Source organism: Humibacillus xanthopallidus, from assembly GCF_006716675.1.
Taxonomy (GTDB): domain Bacteria; phylum Actinomycetota; class Actinomycetes; order Actinomycetales; family Dermatophilaceae; genus Humibacillus; species Humibacillus xanthopallidus_B.
The window spans coordinates 45,625-67,647 of the sequence record NZ_VFPM01000002.1 but is presented as its reverse complement, the minus strand read 5'-3'; the positions used below and the strand labels follow the sequence as shown (position 1 = coordinate 67,647).

The following is a 22,023-nucleotide window of genomic DNA, read 5'->3' as shown; positions in this document are numbered from 1 at the left end:
GGTCAGAAGCGCTCGCCGGTGAGCAGCTCGTAGGCCTCGACGTACTTCGCCCGCGTCTGCTCGACGATGCGGGCGGGCAGCTCGGGTGGCGGGCCCCCGGCGTGGCGGTCCCAGCCCGACTCGGGCGACGTCAGCCAGTCGCGCACGAACTGCTTGTCGTAGGACGGCTGGGTGCGGCCCGGCTGCCAGGCAGCAGCGGGCCAGAAGCGCGACGAGTCCGGCGTCAGCACCTCGTCAGCCAGCACGAGGCCACCCGAGCCGTCCGGCGAGACCCCGAACTCCACCTTGGTGTCGGCGATGAGGATGCCGCGCTCGGCGGCGATCTCGTTGCCGCGGGCGAGGATCGCCCGCGTCAGCCGCGAGACCTCGGCCGCGACCTCGGCACCGAGCTCGGCCTCGACCTCGGCGGGCGACATCGGCAGGTCGTGCTCGCCGACGGGCGCCTTCGTCGTCGGGGTGAAAACCGGCTCGGGCAACCTGGACCCGTCCTCGAGCCCCTCGGGCAGCACGACGCCGCACACCGCGCCCGTCGCCCGGTACTCCTCGAGCCCGCCGCCGGTCAGGTAGGCCCGCGCGATCGCCTCGACCTTGAGCATCTCGAGCTTGCGCACGAGCACGGCCCGGCCGGCGACTGCGGCAGGCACGTCGGTCGAGATGACGTGGTTGGGCACGAGGTCGGCGAGCTGGTCGAACCACCAGAGCGACAGGCGCGTCAGCACCGCACCCTTGTCGGGGATCTCGGGCGACATCATCCAGTCGTAGGCGGACAGGCGGTTCGAGGCGACGAGGAGCAGCCGGTCGGGGACGACCTGACCGTCGTCGCCGACCGGCGCGTAGAGGTCACGCACCTTGCCGGAGTAGACGTGCTCGTACCCGGGCAGTTCCAGTGGTAGGTCGGTCACGCGCACAGCCTGCCATCTCCTCAGTCGATCGGGCAGGGCGCGTTCGGGGGGCGTGGGCAGGTTCATGACAGGTCCTCCTTGAGTGCCTCGATCTCGATCACGCTCATGAGGCTTTGGCGGGCCCGATGGAGGCGCGACTTCACAGTGCCTTCCGAGATGCCGAGCGCGTCGGCCGCCTCGGCCAGCGAGCAGTGCGACCACACCACCAGCTCGATCGCCTCACGCTGCACCGCAGGGATGCGCGTCAGGGCACGGCGCACCTCGCTCATCTGTCGCTCGTCATCGACGCGCGCTGCCGTCGTGGCAGCATGGTCGGCGGCAACGGCGCCGCCAGCGTCCGCCTCTATGCGCCCGTGCAACAACCGCTGCCGCCGAGCCGACCGCGCGACGTTCGCGCACTCGTGCCCCGCCATCACGAGGAGCACGGCGCGCGCCGTCTCTGCTCGCAGCGGGTCCACCGCGCCCTCCCGCGCCCGCCGCCAGACAGCGGTGAAGGTCGCTTGCACCACGTCTTCCGCGGACGACCAGGACGCCGTGCGCCGGAAGGCGAAGTTGTAGACCGCATCGCAGTGCCGCCGATACAGCTCCGTCAGCGCCGCGTCGTCGACGTGCGCCAGGCGCGCCCAGAGTCCGCGGTCGTCCAGCTTCCCGCTGCGCTCGGACATCGGCACCCCTCGGACGGCAGTCATTGCGCTCATGAAAGGAAGAGTCCGGCTCCGCCCGGACGGTTCGCCTCAGCCGACGGTGATGTCGCCCCGTTCGGCGCGCAGGGCGATGTCGGTGCGGTGGTGGGAGCCCTCGAGCTCGATGACGGCCACCGCGTCGTATGCCGCCCGCCTGGCCTTCGCGAGCGTCGGCGCGACGGCGACGACGTCGAGGACCCGGCCGCCGGCCGAGACGAGGGCGCCGGTCTCGTCGAGCCGCGTGCCCGCATGGAGCACGGCGACGCCCGGCACCTCGGCCGCGGCGTCGAGCCCCGTGATGGGGTCGCCGGTGCGGGGCGCCGAGGGGTAGCCCGCGGCCGCGACGACCACGACGACGGCCCGGTCGTCCGACCAGCGCAGCCGCCCGAACTGGGCGAGCCCGCCGGTGGCCGCGGCGTGGAGCAGCTGGGCGAAGGGCGTCTCGAGCCGCGCGAGCGACGCCTGGCCGTCGGGGTCGCCGAAGCGGGCGTTGAACTCGATGACCCGCAGCCCGCGTGAGGTGAGCGCCAGCCCGACGTAGAGCACCCCGACGAAGGGCGTTCCGCGGCGGCGCATCTCGTCGATCGTCGGCTGCGCGACGCGGCGCACGACGTCGTCGGCGAGACCCTCGGGCGCCCAGTCGAGCGGCGAGTAGGCCCCCATGCCACCGGTGTTGAGGCCTGCGTCGTCGTCGCCGACGCGCTTGAAGTCCTGGGCCGGGGAGAGCGCCACGACCGACGTGCCGTCGCTGATGCAGAAGACCGACACCTCCGGACCGTCGAGGAACTCCTCGACGACGAGGCGCCCGTCGGGCTTGGCGAGACAGGCGCGGGCGTGCTCGATCGCCTCGTCGCGCGAGTCGGTGACGACGACGCCCTTGCCGGCGGCGAGCCCGTCGTCCTTGACGACGTGCGGAGCCCCGAGCGCGTCGAGCGCGGCCTCGACCTCGACCATCGTCGTGCACACGTGGGCCAGCGCGGTCGGCACGTCGGCGGCGGCCATGACCTCCTTTGCGAAGGACTTGCTCCCCTCCAGACGCGCGGCCTCGGCGGAGGGTCCGAAGACCGCGAGCCCGGCCGCACGGCATACGTCGGCGACGCCCACGACGAGCGGGGCCTCGGGGCCCACGACGACGAGGTCGACCTCGTGCTCGCGGGCCAGCGCCGCGACCGCGTCGCCGTCGAGGATGTCGACGGGGACGCACAGCGCCGTCGCGTCGATGCCGGGGTTGCCGGGCGCCGCGATCACCGCGTCGACCTCCGGGTCGGCCGCAACGGCCTTGACGAGTGCGTGTTCGCGGGCGCCTGAGCCGAGCACGAGGACCTTCACGGCGCCCAGCCTAGGGTGACGCGAGCCGCGTCAGCAGGCCTGCCCGGACCGTGGGCCACTCGTCGACGAGGATCGAGTGCACCGCCGAGTCGCGCCACGTGCCGTCGGGCCGCCGCACGTCGCGGCGCGTGACACCCTCGAAGACGGCGCCGAGCTTGAGGATTGCCGCCCGTGACCGGCCGTTGATGACGTCGGTCTGGATCTTGACGCGGCCGAAGCCGCACGTGTCGAAGGCGTGCTCGAGCAGGAGCAGCTTGCACTCCGGGTTGACCTGCGTGCCCCACCAGCGCGAGCCGTACATCGTCCACCCGAGGTGCACGTGCTCGCGCACCGTGTCGACGTCACCGAGCGAGGTCGACCCGACGACGGTGCCCGCCGTCCCGAGGGCGCCGTCAGCGGCAAGACGCACGGCGTATGCCGTCCGGCCGGCTCCGCGCGCCGCGATGCCGTCCGCCACGAGAGCCTCGGTCTCGGCAAGAGAGGTGTGCGGCCGCATCATCGCGAATCCCTGCTCGTAGCACCGCGGGTCCGAGTAGACGGCGAAGAGCCCGGGGGCGTCGTCGGGCTGCAGGGGATCGAGCCGGACGACGCGGCCGACGAGGGGCTCGCCGGTAGGAGGGATGCAGGCAGGGACGGGCATGCGATGACACTAGACTTGATGGTTCCCGCGCCGCCCCCGCGGCGCCCGCCGAACGCTGGGACGTCAGTGAGCACCTCCAACGCAGCATCGCACCGGTCGACCACGACCGGCGAGCCCCGCACCGTGACCCCTGCTGGCACGCCGTCGCGACGCGGCGGCGTACACGTGACCGACGACGTCGCGAGCGAGATCGCCGTCGAGCAGGCCCACGTCGACCGGGTCCACGAGGAGCTCGAGAAGGCCGGCCACCGCGCCGACGTCGTGCAGGCCGAGGGCCTGGCCCGGGGCCACATCGCCAAGTCCGCGGAGGTCGGCATGGAGGAGGCGGCCGGCCTCTTCGAGCGCGACGCCCTGATGTTCCACGCCGCCAAGCGGCGCACGGCCCTCGACACCCAGTACGAAGGTCTCGTCTTCGGTCGCCTCGACCTCGACCACGCCATGCTGCGCGAGGCGGCGGCCCGCGCGAACGGCCACGGTGGGAGCGGCGGGGCCGCCGGGACCGAAGACGCCGGCGGGACCGACGACGCGGGCGGAGCCAACGGCAGCGGCGAGCGGCAGGCCCGCCCCGACGACCGCGAGGTGCGCTACATCGGCCGTCTCGGGGTCCGCGACGACGACTACGAGCCCCTCGTCATCGACTGGCGCGCCCCCGCGGCCTCCGCCTTCTACCGCGCGACACCGGCGCAGCCCATGGGAGTGCTGCGGCGGCGGGTGCTGCGCAGCCGCGGAGCCACGGTCATCGGCATCGAGGACGACCTCATGGTGCCCGAGCCGCCCGACGACCTCGTCATCGTCGGCGACGGCGCCCTCATGGCGGCGCTGACCCGCACTCGCGGTGAGCGCATGCGCGACATCGTCGCCACGATCCAGGCGCACCAGGACGAGGCCATCCGCGCCAGCGCGCGCGGGGTCACCGAGATCACCGGGGGCCCGGGCACCGGCAAGACGGTCGTCGCACTCCACCGCGCGGCATACCTGCTCTACTCCGAGCGGCGACGCTTCGAGTCGGGCGGCATCCTCGTCGTCGGCCCCTCCGGCGCCTACACGGCCTACATCGAGCGCGTGCTGCCGTCACTCGGCGAGGACAGCGTCACCCTCCGTGCGCTCGGTGACGTCATCGACGCCATGCACGCGGAGCGGCTCGACCCGCCGGAGGTCGCGCGCCTCAAGGGCTCCACGCGGATCCGCCCGCTGCTGTCTGCCGCTGCGCGCGGTCGCGTGCCCGGCGCCCCGACGGAGCTGAGGGTCATGGTCGCGGGGCGCGCCGTGCGCCTCGAGGCCCGGGCGCTCGACCGGGTGCGCTCGCAGGTGCTGCGCCAGCACCAGCGCAACGCCGCGACCGCGGTCGCCCAGGCCGCGCTCGGCGAGGCCGCGTGGGCGAGCCTCGGGGTGACCGGTGAGCGCGACGCCAAGGCCGAGTTCATCGACAAGTGGGAGGACCACCTCGACGTCGAGTCCTTCATGGAGCAGTGGTGGCCGCAGGTCGACCCGCGCGAGGTGCTGCTCTGGCTCGCCGACCCCGAGCTCGTGCGTCGTCACGCACGCGGCGCGTTCTCCCCCGCCGACGCCGAGCTGCTCGCCGGCTCGTTCACGACGGCCCTCGAGACCGGCACGTGGTCGGTGGCCGACGTGGCGCTCGTCGACGACCTCGCCGGGCGCGTCGGCCCGGTCAAGGAGAAGGAGGCCGAGGAGCGCGGCTTCTACGAGATCGAGGAGTTCGACGACCTCACGCAGTACGGCGTCACCGAGGTGCAGCCGGTCAACCGGCCGGAGCGCGAGGACACGTCGCACACGCGCTCGGCCGACCCGCGCGAGCGCCTGCTCGCCGGACGCATCGGCAAGCCCGACGACTACGCCCACGTGCTCGTCGACGAGGCGCAGGACCTCTCCCCCATGCAGTGGCGGATGATCGGCCTGCGGGGGCGCACCGCGTCGTGGACCGTCGTCGGCGACGCGGCGCAGGCGTCGTGGCCCGACCCCGACGAGGCGACGACGGCGCGCGAGGAGGCCTACGGCCGTCAGGTTCGCCAGCTCTTCCACATGGACACGAACTACCGCAACGCGCGCGAGATCTTCGACTACGCCGCCGAGGTCGTGCGCCGCGAGGTGCCCGACGCCGACATCCCGCAGGCGGTGCGCGAGACCGGCATCCACCCGGTCGAGGGCTCGCTCGGGGAGGACCCCATGGGCTCGGTGCGGGAGGCCGTCCTGCACCTGCTCGGCGAGGTCGACGGGTCCGTCGCGGTCATCACGCCGTCGTCGTATGCCGCCCGGCTCGCACCTCTGTCAGAGCTCGCCCACGACGGTGTCGACGGGCGTGTCCAGGTCGTCGACCCGATGTCGACGAAGGGCCTCGAGTACGACGCGACGGTGGTCGTCGACCCTCGCGAGATCGTGCGCGAGTCGCCCGGCGGGGTGCGCGTCCTCTACGTGGCCCTGACCCGCGCGGCCCACCGCATGACGGTGCTCTCGGCGCAGGAGCAAGAGTTCGCCAGAGCAAGGTAAAGACTTGTTCAAGGAATGTCGATGTGGTCAGTGTCGCCCCCCGGCACACGCAATGATGGTCAAGACGTCGACGGCAGTGCGAAATCACCCTCCCCGCCGGTCTATCCCCCCAGACCCAGTCGGCGTCCGGCGCAGTCCCGCCCCCCAATGAGGACGCGCTCGGGCGAGGGACGAGACTCACCCCCCCAGGGTCTCGCCCCTCGCCCGCTCCTTGCCCGGCGCCGTCGCGCGCCCGGGTCCGGTGGAAGTGCCCACTCGACCGTTCGTGAGTCGAGTGGCCACTTCCCCCGATCGAGAGAGCACTTTGTCGGCGCACCCCGATCGAGAGAGCACTCCGTCGGCTCACCCCGATCGAGAGAGCACTTTGTCGGCCCTCCTGACGAGTCGGTTTGGGTCGGATTGGACCGGAAACAGCCTGCAACCTGTGAGCAACCTGAGAGCCGGGCCGTCCTTCATTCATTTCTTCTTCAAGCACTGGTAAACCTTGCTCCGAGCCTCTGGCGCCGACCCACCCTCTCCCACGACGGTGACGACACGATCAATCCGATCGTCTCGGGGGACCGACCGGTAGCCAGGAGTTCACACCTTGACGAACAAGCGCCTCATCACGACGGTCGCCACCGCAGCGATCGCCGCTACTGCTCTCGCCACCATCGCCACAAGCGGTGCGCAGGCGGCCACACCGGCCGCAGCGGGGAGCAACGGCATCGACCGGGCCGTCGCCGCGGCCACCGCCCACGGAGCTGCCTTCGGCCTCGACCGGGACCAGTCCCTCTCGAGCCGAAGCGTCGCGACCGACCCTGACGGCACCACCCACGTCCGCTTCGACAGAACCTTCAAGGGTCTGCCCATCGTCGGCGGTGACCTCGTCGTCCACACCGACAAGGCCGGCGGCTGGAAGGGCGTCAACGCGGCCTCGACCGCGGTGCGGGTCGCCTCGACCACACCGACGGTTGCTGCGGCAACCGCGGCGCACACCGCGGCCGCCACAGCCGACTTCACCGTACGAACCTCGACGCCCACTCTCGCCGTCTACGCCTACGGCCCTGCCCGTCTCGTCTGGAAGACCCAGGTCGACGGCGTCGGCGCCCACCAGGAGCCGGCCGGCAAGGTGGTCTTCGTCGACGCTCGCACCGGTGCGGTCGTCGACCAGTGGGCCACCGAGATCAACGACGCGGGCACGGGCAACAGCCTCTACCTCGGCACCGTCACCATCCAGACCACGCCGTCCGGTGGCCAGTGGCAGATGATCGACCCGGCTCGCGGCAACGCTCGCACCGAGGACGGCAACAACGGCTCGACGTCCTCGACGACCGGCACGCTCTTCACCGACGCCGACAACACCTGGGGGACGGGCTCGAACACGAACCGACAGTCCGCCGCGGTCGACGCCGACTTCGGCGTGGGCGCCACGTGGGACTTCTACAAGAACACCTTCGGCCGCAACGGCATCAAGAACGACGGGAAGGGCGCTCGCAGCCTCGTCCACGTCGGCAGCAACTGGGTCAACGCCTCGTGGAGCGACACGTGCTTCTGCATGCGCTACGGCGACGGCGACGGAGTCAGTTACGGACCGCTCGTCTCGCTCGACGTCGCCGGGCACGAGATGACGCACGGCGTCACGTCCGCGACGGCGGGACTCGCATACCGTCGCGAGTCCGGAGGCCTCAACGAGTCGACCTCCGACGTCATGGGCACGATGGTCGAGTTCACTGCCAACACGGCCGGTGACCCGGGTGACTACCTCATCGGTGAGCGCTTCTCGCTCAAGTCGCCCAAGAAGCCGCTCCGCTGGATGAACAAGCCGAGCACCGACGGCGCGTCGGCCGACTGCTGGAGCAAGACGGTCGGCAGCCTCGACGTGCACTACTCCTCGGGCGTCGGTAACCACGCCTTCTACCTCCTGGCCGAGGGGACGGCCGCCAAGGTCTTCGATGGCGTGACCTACACCAGCCCGACCTGCAACGGCTCGTCGGTGACCGGCATCGGCCGCGACGCCGCCGCCGCGATCTGGTACCGCGCCCTGACGACGTACTGGACCTCGTCGACGACCTACGCCGGCGCGCGCGCCGGGATGCTCTCGGCCGCCACGGACCTCTACGGCGCCGGCAGCACGCAGTACAACGCGACCGCCGCGGCCTGGTCGGCCGTGAACGTCAACTGACGCGTTACCCCGCATGAAGGAGGGGCCGCTCGACCGTTCGTGGGTCGGGCGGCCCCTCCCGTATGCCGCGCTTCCCCTGATCGAGGGCGACGAAGTGCTCTCTCGATCGGGGGTGATGCCGACGGAGTGCTCTCTCGATCGGGAGGGTTCTGCGTGAGGTCAGTGGCCGATGAGGCTGCGCACGCGGTCGGCTCCGACCGCGAGCAGGAGCGTCGGCAGGCGCGGGCCGGTGTCCTTGGACACGAGCAGCCGGTAGACGAGCACGAAGAACGCGCGCTGCGCCGCCGACAGCTCGGGGTCCTTGACCTTGGCCTCGGGGTCGAGCCCGCGCTGGATCTTCGGCACACCGTAGACGAGGTGGGTCAGACCGTCGAGCGACCAGTGCTCGTCGAGCCCCTCGGCGAGCAGCCGGAGCGACTCGCGCTGCTGCTCGTCGAGGCTGCCGAGCAGCTCCGCGTCGGGCTCGGTGCGCACGATGGTGCGGTCCTCGGCCGGTACGTAGCCGAGCATCCAGCGCTCGGCACAGTCGAGGCGCGGGCGCAGGTCGTCGGTCGAGGTGACCGGGTTGTCGGGGTCGAGGTCGCTGAGGATGCGCACGGCCTGCTCCTCGTCACCCTGCGTCACGTCGATGACCGAGGCGATCGTCCGGAAGGGCATCGGCCGCGGCGTCGCCGGCAGCGCACCCGATGCGGTCGAGGTCGCCCGCAGGTGCGCGGCGAGATCTCCCGGCTGGGCCGACCCGTCGGCGACCTTGCGGTTCAAGGCATCCCACTCGTCGTAGAGGCGCTGCAGCTCGGGACCGAAGGCGACGTCGAAGCTCTGGTTGGGCCGCCGGCGGGCATAGAGCCAGCGCAGCACCGGAGCCTCCATGACCTCGAGCGCGTCGGTCGGGATCGGGACCCCACCCTTGCTCGAGCTCATCTTCGCCATGCCGGCGATGCCCACGAAGGCATACATCGGTCCGACCGGGCGCTCCCAGCCGAAGATCGGGGCGAGGTCCTTGCCGACGACGAAGCTGCTGCCGGGGCTCTGATGGTCGACGCCGGACGGCTCGAACAGGACGTGTTCGTGCGCCCAGCGCATCGGCCAGTCGACCTTCCAGACCAGCTTGCCGTTCGTGAAGGTGTCCAGGTCGACGGTCTCGCTGTGACCGCACCGGGTGCAGTCGTAGGTCAGCTCGTGGCTGTCGTCGTCATAGGCGGTGACGGTCGTGAAGTCGGTGCCGCACGCGGTGCAGAAGGGCTTGTACGGGTAGTAGCCCGCCTTGCCCTCGCTGCCGTCGTCCTCGCTCGCCGCGCCCGACCCCCGCTCGGCCTCGGTCGCCGCAGCAGCCTGCTCCTCGGTGAGCTTCGGTCCCTTGCCGCCGCCGGGACCGGCGCCCTTGCCCTTGCCGGTCGCCTTCTGCCGCGCGTTCTCAGCGGCCTCGAGGGTGCGGTACTGGTCGAGCACCTTGTCGATGGCGAAGCGCTCACGCATCGCGAGCAACACCTGGTCGCGATAGACGCCGGCGCGGTACTGCTCGGTCTGGCTGATCTGGCGCACCTCGATGCCGGTGGCCTCCATGGCCTCGATGAGCGGTGCCTTGAAGTGGTCGGCCCAGCTCGCGTGCGGCGAGCGTGCCGGCGGCGGTACGGAGGTGAGCGGCATACCGATGTACTGCTCCCACGAATCGTCAACGCCTGCAAGGTTCTTCGGCACGCGACGGAAGCGGTCGAAGTCGTCCCAGCTGAGGATGTGCTCGCAGTCGACGCCGCGGCGCTTGATCTCGTCGGCGACGAGGTGCGGCGTGATGAGCTCGCGGAAGTTGCCGAGGTGGATCGGGCCCGAGGGGCTGATGCCCGACGCGCACACGATCGGCCCGTCGACGCCGCGGCGCTGCGCCTCGGCGACGACCTCGTCGGCGAGACGGGTGACCCAGTCGAGCTCGACCTTCTGCTCGACGACGTTGTCAGTCATGAATGTCCTTCTGCTCCAAGCACTTTCAATGATCAGGTAGGCCGCTGAGTGACGTCAGCCGGCCACCGCGGGCTTGAGCGGGTGACGCTCGATGATCTCGTCACGACCCGGCCCGACCCCGATCGCCGACACCCGGGCGCCGATGAGCTCCTCGACGCGCAGCACGTAGGCCTGCGCGTTGGCGGGCAGCTCCTCGAAGCTGCGGCACGCGGTGATGTCCTCCCACCAGCCGGGGAGCTCCTCGTAGATCGGCGTCGCGTGGTGGAAGTCGGTCTGGTTGACCGGCATCTCGTCGTGGCGCACGCCGCCGACGTCGTAGGCGACGCAGACGGGCACCGTCTCGAGCCCGGTGAGCACGTCGAGCTTGGTGATGACGAAGTCGGTGACGCCGTTGATCCGCGTCGCGTAGCGGCCCACGACCGTGTCCATCCACCCGCAGCGGCGCGGGCGGCCGGTCGTCGTGCCGTACTCGGCGCCCGTCTTGCGCAGGAACTCACCGAAGTCGTCGTGGAGCTCGGTCGGGAAGGGCCCCTCACCCACACGCGTCGTGTAGGCCTTGAGGATGGCGATGACCGAGTCGATACGGGTCGGGGGCACACCCGACCCGGTGCAGGCCCCGGCGGACACCGCGTTGCTCGACGTCACGTAGGGGTAGGTGCCGTGGTCGACGTCGAGCAGGGTCGCCTGCCCGGCCTCGAAGAGCACCGTCTCGCCCCGGTCGAGCGCCTGGCCCAGCACCAGGCTGGTGTCGGCGACCATGGGAGCCAGCCGGTCGGCATACGACAGCAGCTCGGCCACCACCTCGTCGACCGCGGCGGCACGGGTGTTGTAGATCTTGGCGAGCACCTGGTTCTTGAACGCCAGCGCGGCCTCGACCTTCTGGCGCAGGATCGGCTCGTCGTAGAGGTCCTGGATGCGGATGCCGATCCGGTTCATCTTGTCGGCGTAGGTGGGGCCGATGCCGCGTCCCGTCGTGCCGATGCGACGCTTGCCGAGGAAGCGTTCGGTCACCTTGTCGATGGTGCGGTTGTAGCTCGGGATGATGTGGGCGTTGGCGCTGACGAGCAGCTTGCTCGTGTCGACGCCACGCGCCTCGAGACCGTCGAGCTCCTCGAAGAGCACCGAGAGGTCGATGACGACGCCGTTGCCGATGACCGGCACGCAGTTGGGGCTGAGGATGCCGGAGGGCAGGAGGTGGAGCGCGTACTTCTCGCGCTTGCCGTCCTTCTCGATGACGACCGTGTGGCCGGCGTTGTTGCCGCCGTTGAACTTCACGACGTAGTCGACGCTGCTGCCGAGCAGGTCGGTCGCCTTGCCCTTGCCCTCGTCACCCCACTGCGCTCCGACGAGCACGATTGCCGGCATCCCTCCGCCTTCCGTTCGCTGGGTCAGCCAGTGGCAAGGCTATCGGGTCAGCGCCGGGCCCCCGCTCGCCTGCCCGGTCCCCGGGCCCAACGGGCCAACCCCCTCGCATCCTGCTCCGCCCAGCGGAGCAGACGTGAGCCCGTCAGAAGGCGTCCGCCGCCAGCCACTGCTCGAGGTGCGCCGCGACGCCGTCCGCGTGGTGCGCGGCGGTGACCTCGGAGGCCGCCTCGAGCACGTACGGCTTCGCGTTCGCCACTGCGACGGAGGTGCCGACGACGGCGAAGGCGGACAGGTCGTTGTCGTTGTCGCCGTAGAAGACGGTGTCAGCGAGGTCGATGCCGAGGTCGGCGGCGATCGAGCGGACGCCGGCCCCCTTCGAGCACTCGGCGCTCGCCACCTCGAGGTAGGTCGCCTTGGAGCGATAGGTGACGAGCCCCTCGCGCCCGGCGAGCACGCGCTCGAGCTCGTCGACGAGGTGGGCGTCGCCCATCCCCATCACCTTGTGCGGCGGCTCGGCCTCGATGCGCCCGGGGGCCGCGTAGTCGTGCGCCGACTCCGCCGAGGGCTCGACGGCCGTGTGGTTGATCTCCCGCTGGGTCCAGCGGTCGCGGCCCCACGCATACCAGGAGTCACCCGCGAAGAAGCTCCCGTGCAGCCCGAGGCGCGCGCACGTGTCGTAGGCGACGCGCGCATCGGCGGCAGCGATGTGCTCGTCGGTCGCGACGCTCCCGTCGTCACGGATCACGAGCCCCCCGTTGTAGGCGATGAGCGGCACGCCCGTGCCCCCGCAGAGACGGTCGAGCGCGGCCATCGACGACGGCATCCGCGACGAGCACAGAACGAAGGTGTGCCCCGCCTCGCGCACCGCCTGGATGGCGGCGATGGTTCGCCCCGAGAGCGTGCGGTGCGCGTTGAGCAGGGTGCCGTCGATGTCACAGCAGAAGAGCGTCATGCGGGCGTATGCCGTCCGGTCGGGTGGGTGCGAAACGGCGGGTCAGAGACCCAGCTCGCGGGCACCTTCGGCCGAGCTGTCACGCAGGAACTGCGTGCACCGGGCCTCCTCGTCGCTCTCGCCGATGGCGCGAGCCGCCCGGGCGAGCGCCGCGAGGGAGCGGAGGAAGCCGCGGTTCGGCTCGTGCGACCACGGCACCGGACCCTGCCCGCGCCAGCCGCTCTTGCGCAGGGAGTCGAGCGCGCGATGGTAGCCCGTGCGGGCGTACGCGTACGCCTCGACGTCGCGGTCCCCGTCGGCGAGCGCGTCCTCCGCGAGGACGGCCCACGCGAGCGAGCTCGCCGGGTAGGCCGCTGCGACCTGCACCGCGTCGATCCCTGCAGCGAGTCGCTCGGCTGCAGGGTCGACCGCGAGGCGGGTCTCGGGGATGCCGAGCAGGTTGTCGCTCACTGGTGGGTGCCGGCCGACCGCAGCGCCTGGCACGCCTCGACGATGCGCACGGCCATGGCCTCCTCGGCCGCCTTGCCCCAGGCACGCGGGTCGTACTGCTTCTTGTTGCCCACCTCGCCGTCGACCTTGAGCACGCCGGCGTAGTTCGAGATCATCCAGTCGGCGACCTTGCGGGTGAACGCGTACTGCGTGTCGGTGTCGACGTTCATCTTGACGACGCCGAAGTCGACGGCCGCCGAGATCTCCTCCGGCAGCGAGCCCGAGCCGCCGTGGAAGACGAGGTCGAACGGACGCGCCTCGTCCGACAGGCCGAGCTCCTGGGCGGCGGCCTGCTGGGCCTGCAGGAGGATCTCGGGGCGCAGCTTGACGTTGCCGGGCTTGTAGACACCGTGGACGTTGCCGAACGTCAGGGCCGTCAGGTAGCGGCCGTTCTCGCCCGCCCCGAGCGCCTGGATCGTCGCGATCGCGTCGGCAGGGGTCGAGTAGAGCTTGTCGTCGATGGCACCCTCGACGCCGTCCTCCTCGCCACCGACGACGCCGACCTCGATCTCGAGGATGACGTTGGCGGCACGCGCGAGGGCAAGCAGCTCACGGGCGGTCTCGAGGTTCTCCGCGAGGGGCACGGCCGACCCGTCGAACATGTGCGACTGGAACCACGGGGTGCCGCCGGACTGCACGCGCTCGGTGCTCGCGGCGAGGAGCGGGCGCACGAAGCCGTCGAGCTTGTCCTTGGGGCAGTGGTCGGTGTGGAGCGCGATGTTGACGGGGTACTTCTTCGCCACCTCGTGGGCGAACGCCGCGAAGGCGAGCGAACCGCTCACCATGTTCTTGATGCTCGGACCGGAGAGGTACTCGGCGCCACCCGTCGAGACCTGGATGATGCCGTCGGAGCCGGCGTCCGCGAAGCCCTTGAGGGCCGCGTTGAGCGTCTGCGAGCTCGAGACGTTGATGGCGGGGTACGCGAAGGAGCCAGCCTTCGCGCGGTCGAGCATGTCGGCATACACCTCGGGGGTGGCGATGGGCATTGCTACTCCTGCTGTCGAATGAGCGGGTTCACGATCCGCCAACGATCCTGCCATGTATGCCGTCGCGGTCATATGCCTGTCCGCGTGCTGTCCCGCGCGCCATCCCGCGTGGTTTCCCGAGACCGGGAGGATCGTGCGTCCGGTCGCGGTCTCCGGCGATCAGAGCAGGTGCGCGACGAGAACCCGCAGGGCGTGCGCGCGCTCGCCGGTCCTCCAGCCCCCGCCGTCGAGAACGGCCCACACGAGGTGGTCGCCTCGACGCAGCAGGACGAGCTGGGCCGCCGGGGCGCGATAGTCCGACGGGGCCGTGCCGATGAGCGCCTCGATGCCGGCGGCACTTGGGACCTCGGAGGTGGTGGCCGGGCGGGCCTGCGCGCAGCTGCGGAAGGACCGGTCGAGGTAGGCGCCCACACCCTTCGGGTCACCGGGAGCGAGGTCGAGCAGTCGGTAGGTGACGACGCGGGTGCCCGGCGTCTTCTCGGGGGGCGCTTCGGGGTCGGAGCCGTGCGGCATGGCCAGGAGGTAGCCATCCACCACCCGGCGAGCGCCGCTCGCGGTGACGAAGGTGTCGAACAGCAACCCGGTCCACGGCAACGTCTCGTCGCAGTACGGGTTGGTCGGAAGCTCGCCGGGGCACCGGGCCGGATCGGCGGCGTCTCGCCCCGGCACGACCTCGCCGGGATCTGAGAAACCACCCGAGCTCCACCCGGGGAAGACCTCGTCGATGGGCACCCTGCGGTCGGCACCTGCGAGCTCGCGACGCACCGTGCACTGGGCAGCATCCTCGATCACCGTCATCGACGGTCCCGGCTCGGCGAGCGCGGTGGGAGCCAGTCCCGTGGGTGCCTGGTCCGTGGGTGCCGGCTCGACGCCGGGCGGGGCCTCCATTCCGGTCGCGGACGGCCGGTCGACACCCGGGGGTGCGGTGCCGGTGGTCGCCGAGGCGGGAGCCGCCGGCCCTGCCGACACACCCGAGGTGCAGCCGCAGAGGAGGCCGAGCACACAGCCGACCGCGAGGGCCGCCGCGGCCGGTCGCCCTCGGCGCGGCTGCGGCGAGGCGTCTCGGGTGCCGGCCTCCACGGCTGGAGTGTCCCAGACTCGCGGCCGGTCAGTGCGAGCGCGGGTCGAAGACGTAGGGCGTCGTCGTCGCGACGCGGTGCAACCCCAGCCGTCGCAGGATCGGCTCGGAGTCCGGCGAGGCGTCGACCCGCACGTGGTCCTTGCCCCGGTCGAGGCCGAGCCGCGCCCGGTGGAGGAGGGTCGCACGGTAGAGACCGCGCCCGCGCCACTCGGCGCGGGTCGAGCCGCCCCAGAGGCCCGTGAAGCTGCTCTCGTCGTACTCGCTGCGGGCCGCGCAGAGCACGGGGCCGTCGGGTGACTCCTCGATGAGGACGACGTCCATGGCACGCGGGTCGCGCTGCCAGCCCGGCAGCAGCGAGTCGGTGACCCACGACTGCTCCTTGTCCCAGACCTCCTCGAGCATCGCGCGGATCCGGGCGAAGTCGTCCTCGGTCTCCGCCGCGCGAACGGTCACGCCCTCGGGGAGTCGGATGTCCTGCGCGGCGAGGGGCGCGGCCTCACCGAGGATGAGGGCTTCGTCGTCCTCCTTGACGAAACCGGCCCGCAGGAGGCGCTCACCGAGGTCTGCCGGCTCGTCGTAGTCGTAGGTCTTCCACTCGACCTGCAGGCCGCGGTGGGCGAAGAAGTCACGCTGGCGCGCGATGACCGCGTCGTAGGCGTCCGGGTCGGGCCCCAGCCCGTCGGGGCTCTCGACCATGTTCCATTGGCCCCCGTCGACGTCGTACTCGCGCCGGATGAGGCCGTCGACCTCGATGGGTCGCTGGGCGGTGCCGAGTCTGATCGGCGCCCGGGTCTCGTCGTGGAAGACGCGCAGCAGCTCCTCAGGGGTCATGGACCTGAGACAACCAAAGCGGGTGCGCGTCCTGCAACGGGTTTCGCCCGTCGGGCAAGGGGCCTTTCGCCTCAGGGTTTCGTCATGGTGCGATGGGAGGTTCCGTTTCGACCGGGCCTCGTGGTCGAATCACACGGGTCATGAGCAACCGACCCGCCGCCCTCAGCCCCCGCGCCGCGCGCGCCCTCGCCGACGCCGCTCCCACCCCGTTCTGGACCGACCGGGCCGAGCGGCCCGAACCGCGACCGCCGCTCACCGGCCTCGCCTCGCGCACCGACCTGCTCGTCGTCGGCGGCGGCTTCACCGGGCTGTGGACGGCGATCCAGGCGAAGGAGGACGACCCCTCCCGCGACGTCGTCGTCGTCGAGGCCGACCGGCTGGCCGACGGCGCGTCCGGTCGCAACGGGGGCTTCGTCGCTCCGAGCCTGACCCACGGCCTGTCGCAGGGGCTCGGCTGCTGGCCCGACGAGATCGACACCCTCGAGCGGCTCGCGGCGGAGAACTTCGCGGCCATCGGGAGGACGCTGACGGCATACGGCATCGACGCCGACTTCCACGTGCCCGGCGAGCTGACCCTCGCCCTGACCGACCACCAGGTGCCCACCGTCCGCGAGGCCTTCGAGCTGCACCGGGCCCACGGCTACGACGTCGAGCTGCTCGACGCCGCGGGCGCGCGCTCGCGGGTGGACTCGCCGCTCTACCGCGCGGGGATGTTCGACCCGGAGGTCGGCCTCGTCGACCCCGCCCGCCTCGTGTGGGGCCTCGCTCGAGCGGCCGAGTCGCTGGGTGTGAGGATCCACGAGTACACGCGCGCAACGGGATTCGACGCCGAGGGCGACGGTGTGCGCGTCTCGCTCGAGGACGGCAGCGTGCACGCGCGACGCGTCGTCATCGGCACCAACGCCGCCCGCGGCGTGCTCAAGAGGTTCAGCGCCTGGGTGCTGCCCGTCTACGACCATGTCCTCATGACGGAGCCGCTGACCCCTGCGCAGCTCGACGCCGTCGGCTGGAAGGGGCGCGAGGGGCTGACCGATGCCGGCAACCAGTTCCATTACTACCGAAGGACGCTCGACGACCGCGTGCTCTTCGGGGGCTATGACGCGAACTACCACTTCCCGGGGCGCATCGACCCCGCGCTCGAGCAGTCGGACGCCTCTCACGGACTGCTCGCCGACCACTTCGTCGACATCTTCCCCCAACTCGACGGCATCCGGTTCACCCACCGCTGGGCCGGCGTCATCGACACGACGTCGCGCTTCACGCCGGTCTTCGGCACCGCGCTCGGCGGTCGCATGGCGTATGCCGTCGGCTACACCGGGCTCGGCGTCGCGTCGACCCGCTTCGGCGCGCGGGTCGCGCTCGACCTCGTCGACGGCCGTGACACCGAGGCGACCCGGCTCCAGATGGTGCGGCGCAAGCCGATCCCCTTCCCTCCCGAGCCGATCCGGTATGCCGCCGTGCGGGCGACGCGGTCGGCGCTGGCTGCCGAGGACCGCACCGGCAAGCGCAACCTGTGGCTCAAGGCTCTCGACACGATCGGCGTCGGCTTCGACTCCTGACCCATTCCCCCGCCCGGGCTACCAAAACTGCGGCCAAAAGCCCCAAAACCCGCACTTCCCGTCGCCCGGGCTACCAAAAGCGCGGCCAGCCGCCGCACAACCGCACTTCCCGTCGCCCGGGCTACGAAAAGCGCGGCCAGGGGCCCCAAAACCCGCACTTCTCGTCGCCCGGGCTACGAAAGGTGCGGGGCGGCCTCGGGGGTTGGGGTGCGCAGGCCGGCTCTAGAGGATGGCGAGGTCGTGGGGACGGGTGTTGTAGCGCTCCACACCGTCGGACGTCACCGCGACGATGTCCTCGATGCGGGCGCCCCACCGCCCGGCCAGGTAGACACCGGGCTCGATCGAGAAGGTCATCCCCGGCTCGAGCACGAGGTCGTTGCCGGTGACGATGTAGGGCTCCTCGTGCACGTCCAGGCCGATGCCGTGACCCGTGCGGTGGATGAAGTGATGAGCAAGGCCAGCCTCCTCGAGCACGGATCTCGCTGCGGCATCGACCGATTCGCACGTCACCCCGCGACGCACGGCATCGACGGCGGCTTGCTGGGCGGCTTGCAACGCGGCATACGCCTCGGCGACGTCGGGCTCGCGGGGCGCGCCCACTGCATACGTGCGGGTGCTGTCAGAGTTGTAGCCCGAGGGCAGCGGGCCACCGATGTCGACGACGACGACGTCACCTCGCTCGATGACGCGCTCGCTGACGGAGTGGTGCGGGCTGGCGCCGTTCGGCCCGGAGCCCACGATCACGAAATCGGCTGCGGCGTGGCCCTCCTCGACGATGGCAGCGGCGATGTCCGCAGCCACCTGCGCCTCGGTGCGCCCCGGACGCAACCACTCCCCGACGCGGGCGTGGACGCGGTCGATGGCTGCGCCCGCGGCTCTCAGCTCGGCGAGCTCGACGGGGTCCTTGCGCATGCGCAGCTCGCGCAGGACCGGGCCGGCGAGGCGCTGCTCGGTGGCACCCGCGTCGCGCAGCTGAAGCAGGTGCAGGGCGGGCGTCATGTCGGAGACCGCGACGGGGCCGGCAGCGAGGCCCGCGAGAGCGAGAGCGTGGGCGTCCTCCCCGTCGACCCACGTGCGCACCTCGACCCCAACGGCCTCGAGCGGAAGGTGCCCGAGCCCGGCGAACTCGAGAGCGGGAGACACGAGGACGGGGGCGACCGCCCGGTCGGTCGGCACGACGAACGCCGTCAGCCGCTCGAAGGAGGAGCCGCCGACCCCGAGGAGGTAGCGCAGGTCCGACCCCGGCGTGATGACGACGGCCACGACCCCGGCGTCGGCGGCCCGGGCGCGCAGTCGGTCGAGCCGGTCGCGCATCGTCGTGACGTCGAGGGCGGCAGCACTCACACTCATGGAGCGGACGTTACGCTCATCCGTTCCGAGTGATGCGCCGGACGCCACGCGCTGCTGCGATGGAGGCATGTGCAGGTGGATGGTGTACTCAGGTGACCCGGTCCTCGCCGAGGATCTCCTCTTCAAGCCGAAGCACTCGCTCATCGAGCAGAGCCTCCATTCGACGATGGGGGCGACGACGACGAACGGTGACGGCTTCGGCATCGGCTGGTACGGCAGGGGCCCGACCCCGGCCGTCTTCAAGAACGTCGACCCGGCGTGGAACGACCGCAACCTGCGCGAGCTGACGTCGCAGGTCAGCACCTCCCTGTTCTTCGCGCACGTGCGCGCCTCGACGGGGACCCCCGTCCAGCGCAGCAACTGCCACCCCTTCCGATGGGGGGATCGGCTGTGGATGCACAACGGCGCCGTCTTCGGCTTCCACGAGCTGAAGCGTGACCTCGTCTTCGCCGTCGACCCGTCGCTCTACCCCGACATCGAGGGGTCGACGGACTCCGAGGTGCTCTTCTTCCTCGCGCTGACCTTCGGCCTGCAGGACGACCCGATCGAAGGGGTGGCTCGGGCCGTCGGGTTCGTCGAGGACCTCGCCGAGCGCAAGGGGGTCGCCAACCCGGTCCAGGCGACGATCGCCACGAGTGACGGCAGCTCGGTGTGGGCGTTCCGCTACTCGACGCAGCACCAGAGCCGGAGCCTCTTCCACTCCACCGCGGTCACCGAGCTGCGCAAGCTGCACCCCGAGGTCGAGGTGCTCGCAACCCTTGGCGACGACGCCCGGCTCGTCGTGTCCGAGCCGCTGCGCGACCTCCCCGGCGCCTGGCGCGAGGTGCCCGAGTCGTCGTGCGGGATCATCCAGGAGGGCGACGACGAGATCCGACCCTTCGCTCCGGTGCGTCCGACCCACGTCGCCTGACGGGTCGTTGGCTCGACGAGACCACGGCGTCCCACGCCGGGTCTCGTCGAGCGCAGAGGCACGCAGGCCCGCGACGATCCCTTGACCTGCGCCTGCCAACTCCTGACCAGGTGCTCGCCCGCGGATGACCTGCACGGTCCTACGTTGCGATGAGTCGCCCGCGCCGAGGGTGACCCGACCCTCAGGAGCACTCACATGCACCTCACGAAGTCCCGCACCCTGTCCATCGCCGTCGCCGCCACCTTCGCCGCCGGGCTGGCCACGACCAGCGCGTCGGCAGCCCCCGTGGCCGGCGACGTGCCGACCTTCCAGGAGTTCGCCGCCAGCACCTACCAGGACGAGGGCGGCGTCTACGTCGTCAACGGCGACGAGCCCGAGGGCAGCATGGGCGGCCTGCGCCAGTTCTACGACTCGATGGTCTCCTCGCCGAAGCACGTGGACGAGGACTCGCTCATCATCAACACTGTCAGCGGCCGCGACGACAAGTGGTCGGCCACGCAGGCGGCCAACCTCACCTACTGCGTCAGCACGAGGTTCGGCGCCGACTACACGCGCGTCGTGCAGGCCATGGCGGCGGGCGCGGCCCAGTGGGAGGCGGCCTCCTCGAAGGTCAACTACGTCTACGTCTCGAGCCAGGACGGCAGCTGCACCACGCGCAACAGCGCGGTCCTCTTCTCCGTCGAGCCCACGAAGACGACGCAGTACATCGCGCGCGCCTTCTTCCCGAGCACCTCGAAGTCGGGCCGCAACATCCTCGTCAACGCGAAGTCGCTCTACAACTCCGGCTCCTGGACGCCGTCGAACATCATGGCCCACGAGCTCGGGCACACCCTCGGCTTCCGCCACGAGCACACGCGGCCCGAGGCAGGCACGTGCTTCGAGGACAACAACTGGCGCCCGCTGACGCCCTACGACTCGGCGTCGATCATGCACTACCCGCAGTGCAACGGCACCTCCGACGACCTGTCGATGACCGACCAGGACCGCGCCGGCGTGCGCGCCGTCTACGGCAGCTGAGCCCGCCCCACGGCATACCGGATCGAGGTGATCCTGGCACCCACCTGGGTGTCAGGATCACCTCGATCCGGGGGTGTGGGGGGCCTTTCGCTAGCTCGCCCGTCCGGCCGTCCGCTCGGGGAGCGGCTGGGGCGCCGGCGGGCCGACGTAGCGCGCGGCCGGGCGGATGATCTTCGGGTCACGAGCCTGCTCGAGCACGTTGGCACCCCACCCGACGACGCGGGCCACGCAGAACGTCGGGGTGAACATGCTCGGGTGCAGGCCCGCGAGCTTCATGACGACGCCCGCGTAGAACTCGACGTTGGCGTGCAGCTCGCGCCCCGGCTTCAGCTCGGCGAGGGTCGCCTCGACGGCGTCCTCCACCCCCACGGCGAGGTCGACGAGCGGGTCGTCCCAGCCGCGGGCGATCTCCTTCAGCATCTCTGAGCGCGGGTCGCGCGTGCGGTAGACGGCGTGCCCGAAGCCCATGATGCGCTCGCCGGCCTCGACCCGGTGGCGCACCCAGGCCGCCGCCCGGTCGAGCGAGCCGATCTCGTCGAGCGCTTCGAGCGCCCGGCTGGGCGCGCCGCCGTGCTTCGGCCCCGAGAAGGACCCGATCGCCCCGACGAGGCAGGCCGCGAGGTCGGCACCTGTGCTGGCGATGACGCGCGCCGTGAAGGTCGAGGCGTTGAAGCCGTGGTCCATCGTCGCGACGAGGTAGCTCTCGACGGCGCGGGCCTCGTGCTCGGCGGGCACCTCGCCCGTAACCATGCGCAGGTAGTCAGCGGCGTGGCCGAGCGACGAGTCGGCGGCGACCGGCTCGAGACCGCGCTGGAGACGGTGTGCGGCGGCCAGGATCGTCGGCGTCACGGCGATGGCGCTGAGCACCGCCTCGCGACGCTCCTCCTCGCTCGAGTCGTAGAGCGGGCGCAGGTCGGCGATGCCGCCCCAGGCCGAGAGCGCGGTGCGCAGCACCTGGAGCGAGTCGCTCGTCGTGCGACAGATCTCCGGCAGCAGCGCGGCCAGCCGGGAAGGGAGCGGGCGGCGACGGCCCAGCTCCGCGCCGAAACGGCCGAGCTCATCGGCGTCGGGTAGGTGGCCGACGAGGAGCAGGTGTGCGGCGTCCTCGAACGAGACGTGCTCCGCGAGGTCGACGGCGGAGTACTGCCGGTAGTGGTAGAACCCCTCGTCGCCGCGCACGTCGCCGAGCTCGGTCTCGGTGACGACGACCTTGGCGAGGCCGGGCGGCACGGTGACGAAGCCGTCTGATGGGGTGGTGGTGGCCGGGCGGCCCGCTGCAGTGGTGGACATGTCGTGCTCCTTTC

Annotated in this window: 18 protein-coding genes; 5 read left to right on the top strand and 13 right to left on the bottom strand. The window is 71.3% G+C overall.

Going from position 1 to position 22,023, the window contains the following annotated elements; translation table 11 throughout:
* Positions 1-2: 2 nt before the first annotated feature.
* From FBY41_RS08230 to FBY41_RS08215, 4 genes are all read right to left on the bottom strand, one after another.
* Positions 3-908: a phosphoribosylaminoimidazolesuccinocarboxamide synthase gene (locus FBY41_RS08230; protein ID WP_260439798.1), complete on the bottom strand. Its 906-nt coding sequence runs from the start codon at positions 906-908 to the stop codon at positions 3-5.
* A 56-nt stretch (positions 909-964) separates the two neighbouring features.
* On the bottom strand, positions 965-1,567 hold the full coding sequence (locus FBY41_RS08225) for an RNA polymerase sigma factor (RefSeq protein WP_141843400.1): 603 nt from the start codon (positions 1,565-1,567) through the stop codon (positions 965-967).
* 69 nt (positions 1,568-1,636) lie between these two features.
* Complete coding sequence (gene purD, locus FBY41_RS08220; protein ID WP_141843398.1) at positions 1,637-2,914, bottom strand: phosphoribosylamine--glycine ligase; 1,278 nt, start codon at positions 2,912-2,914, stop codon at positions 1,637-1,639.
* Positions 2,915-2,924: 10 nt separating this feature from the next.
* Complete coding sequence (locus FBY41_RS08215) at positions 2,925-3,554, bottom strand: GNAT family N-acetyltransferase (protein WP_141843396.1); 630 nt, start codon at positions 3,552-3,554, stop codon at positions 2,925-2,927.
* 315 nt (positions 3,555-3,869) lie between these two features.
* On the opposite strand from FBY41_RS08215, the gene FBY41_RS08210 reads away from it, so the two are divergent.
* A complete protein-coding gene (locus FBY41_RS08210) occupies positions 3,870-6,059 on the top strand; it encodes a HelD family protein (RefSeq protein ID WP_446496952.1) in 2,190 nt (729 codons plus the stop codon).
* Between the two features lie 586 nt (positions 6,060-6,645).
* Entirely contained in the window at positions 6,646-8,223 is a 1,578-nt protein-coding gene (locus tag FBY41_RS08205) for a M4 family metallopeptidase (RefSeq protein WP_141843392.1), read from the top strand.
* 159 nt (positions 8,224-8,382) lie between these two features.
* Here FBY41_RS08205 and lysS read toward each other — a convergent pair whose 3' ends face one another.
* From lysS to FBY41_RS08170, 7 genes are all read right to left on the bottom strand, one after another.
* Positions 8,383-10,179 carry a lysine--tRNA ligase gene (lysS, locus tag FBY41_RS08200; RefSeq protein WP_141843390.1) on the bottom strand — a complete coding sequence of 599 codons (1,797 nt, stop codon included), beginning with the start codon at positions 10,177-10,179 and terminating at the stop codon, positions 8,383-8,385.
* Positions 10,180-10,233: 54 nt separating this feature from the next.
* Positions 10,234-11,544, bottom strand: coding sequence for an adenylosuccinate synthase (locus FBY41_RS08195; protein WP_141843387.1), 1,311 nt, complete (start codon positions 11,542-11,544; stop codon positions 10,234-10,236).
* 142 nt (positions 11,545-11,686) lie between these two features.
* Positions 11,687-12,496 (bottom strand): Cof-type HAD-IIB family hydrolase, encoded by an 810-nt coding sequence (locus FBY41_RS08190; protein ID WP_141843385.1) that lies wholly within the window; start codon positions 12,494-12,496, stop codon positions 11,687-11,689.
* Positions 12,497-12,538: 42 nt separating this feature from the next.
* A complete protein-coding gene (locus tag FBY41_RS08185; protein WP_141843383.1) occupies positions 12,539-12,946 on the bottom strand; it encodes a DUF3151 domain-containing protein in 408 nt (135 codons plus the stop codon).
* Positions 12,943-13,971: a class II fructose-bisphosphate aldolase gene (fbaA, locus tag FBY41_RS08180; protein ID WP_141843382.1), complete on the bottom strand. Its 1,029-nt coding sequence runs from the start codon at positions 13,969-13,971 to the stop codon at positions 12,943-12,945. Before fbaA ends, FBY41_RS08185 begins: the two co-directional genes overlap by 4 nt.
* Before the next feature lie 159 nt (positions 13,972-14,130).
* Positions 14,131-15,051 (bottom strand): hypothetical protein, encoded by a 921-nt coding sequence (locus tag FBY41_RS08175; RefSeq protein ID WP_141843380.1) that lies wholly within the window; start codon positions 15,049-15,051, stop codon positions 14,131-14,133.
* Positions 15,052-15,079: 28 nt separating this feature from the next.
* The gene (locus FBY41_RS08170) at positions 15,080-15,883 is read right to left on the bottom strand and encodes a GNAT family N-acetyltransferase (RefSeq protein ID WP_141843378.1); all 804 of its coding nucleotides are present in this window, start codon (positions 15,881-15,883) and stop codon (positions 15,080-15,082) included.
* 140 nt (positions 15,884-16,023) lie between these two features.
* On the opposite strand from FBY41_RS08170, the gene FBY41_RS08165 reads away from it, so the two are divergent.
* Positions 16,024-17,442: an NAD(P)/FAD-dependent oxidoreductase gene (locus tag FBY41_RS08165; RefSeq protein WP_141843376.1), complete on the top strand. Its 1,419-nt coding sequence runs from the start codon at positions 16,024-16,026 to the stop codon at positions 17,440-17,442.
* Between the two features lie 222 nt (positions 17,443-17,664).
* On the opposite strand, the gene FBY41_RS08160 is transcribed toward FBY41_RS08165, so the two are convergent.
* Positions 17,665-18,792: a M24 family metallopeptidase gene (locus FBY41_RS08160; protein WP_141843374.1), complete on the bottom strand. Its 1,128-nt coding sequence runs from the start codon at positions 18,790-18,792 to the stop codon at positions 17,665-17,667.
* A gap of 79 nt (positions 18,793-18,871) precedes the next feature.
* On the opposite strand from FBY41_RS08160, the gene FBY41_RS08155 reads away from it, so the two are divergent.
* Together FBY41_RS08155 and FBY41_RS08150 are read left to right on the top strand one after the other, a co-directional pair.
* Positions 18,872-19,702 (top strand): class II glutamine amidotransferase, encoded by an 831-nt coding sequence (locus FBY41_RS08155; RefSeq protein ID WP_141843372.1) that lies wholly within the window; start codon positions 18,872-18,874, stop codon positions 19,700-19,702.
* 195 nt (positions 19,703-19,897) lie between these two features.
* The gene (locus FBY41_RS08150) at positions 19,898-20,719 is read left to right on the top strand and encodes a M57 family metalloprotease (RefSeq protein WP_141843370.1); all 822 of its coding nucleotides are present in this window, start codon (positions 19,898-19,900) and stop codon (positions 20,717-20,719) included.
* A gap of 90 nt (positions 20,720-20,809) precedes the next feature.
* On the opposite strand, the gene FBY41_RS08145 is transcribed toward FBY41_RS08150, so the two are convergent.
* Complete coding sequence (locus tag FBY41_RS08145) at positions 20,810-22,009, bottom strand: citrate/2-methylcitrate synthase (protein ID WP_141843368.1); 1,200 nt, start codon at positions 22,007-22,009, stop codon at positions 20,810-20,812.
* Positions 22,010-22,023: the final 14 nt, after the last annotated feature.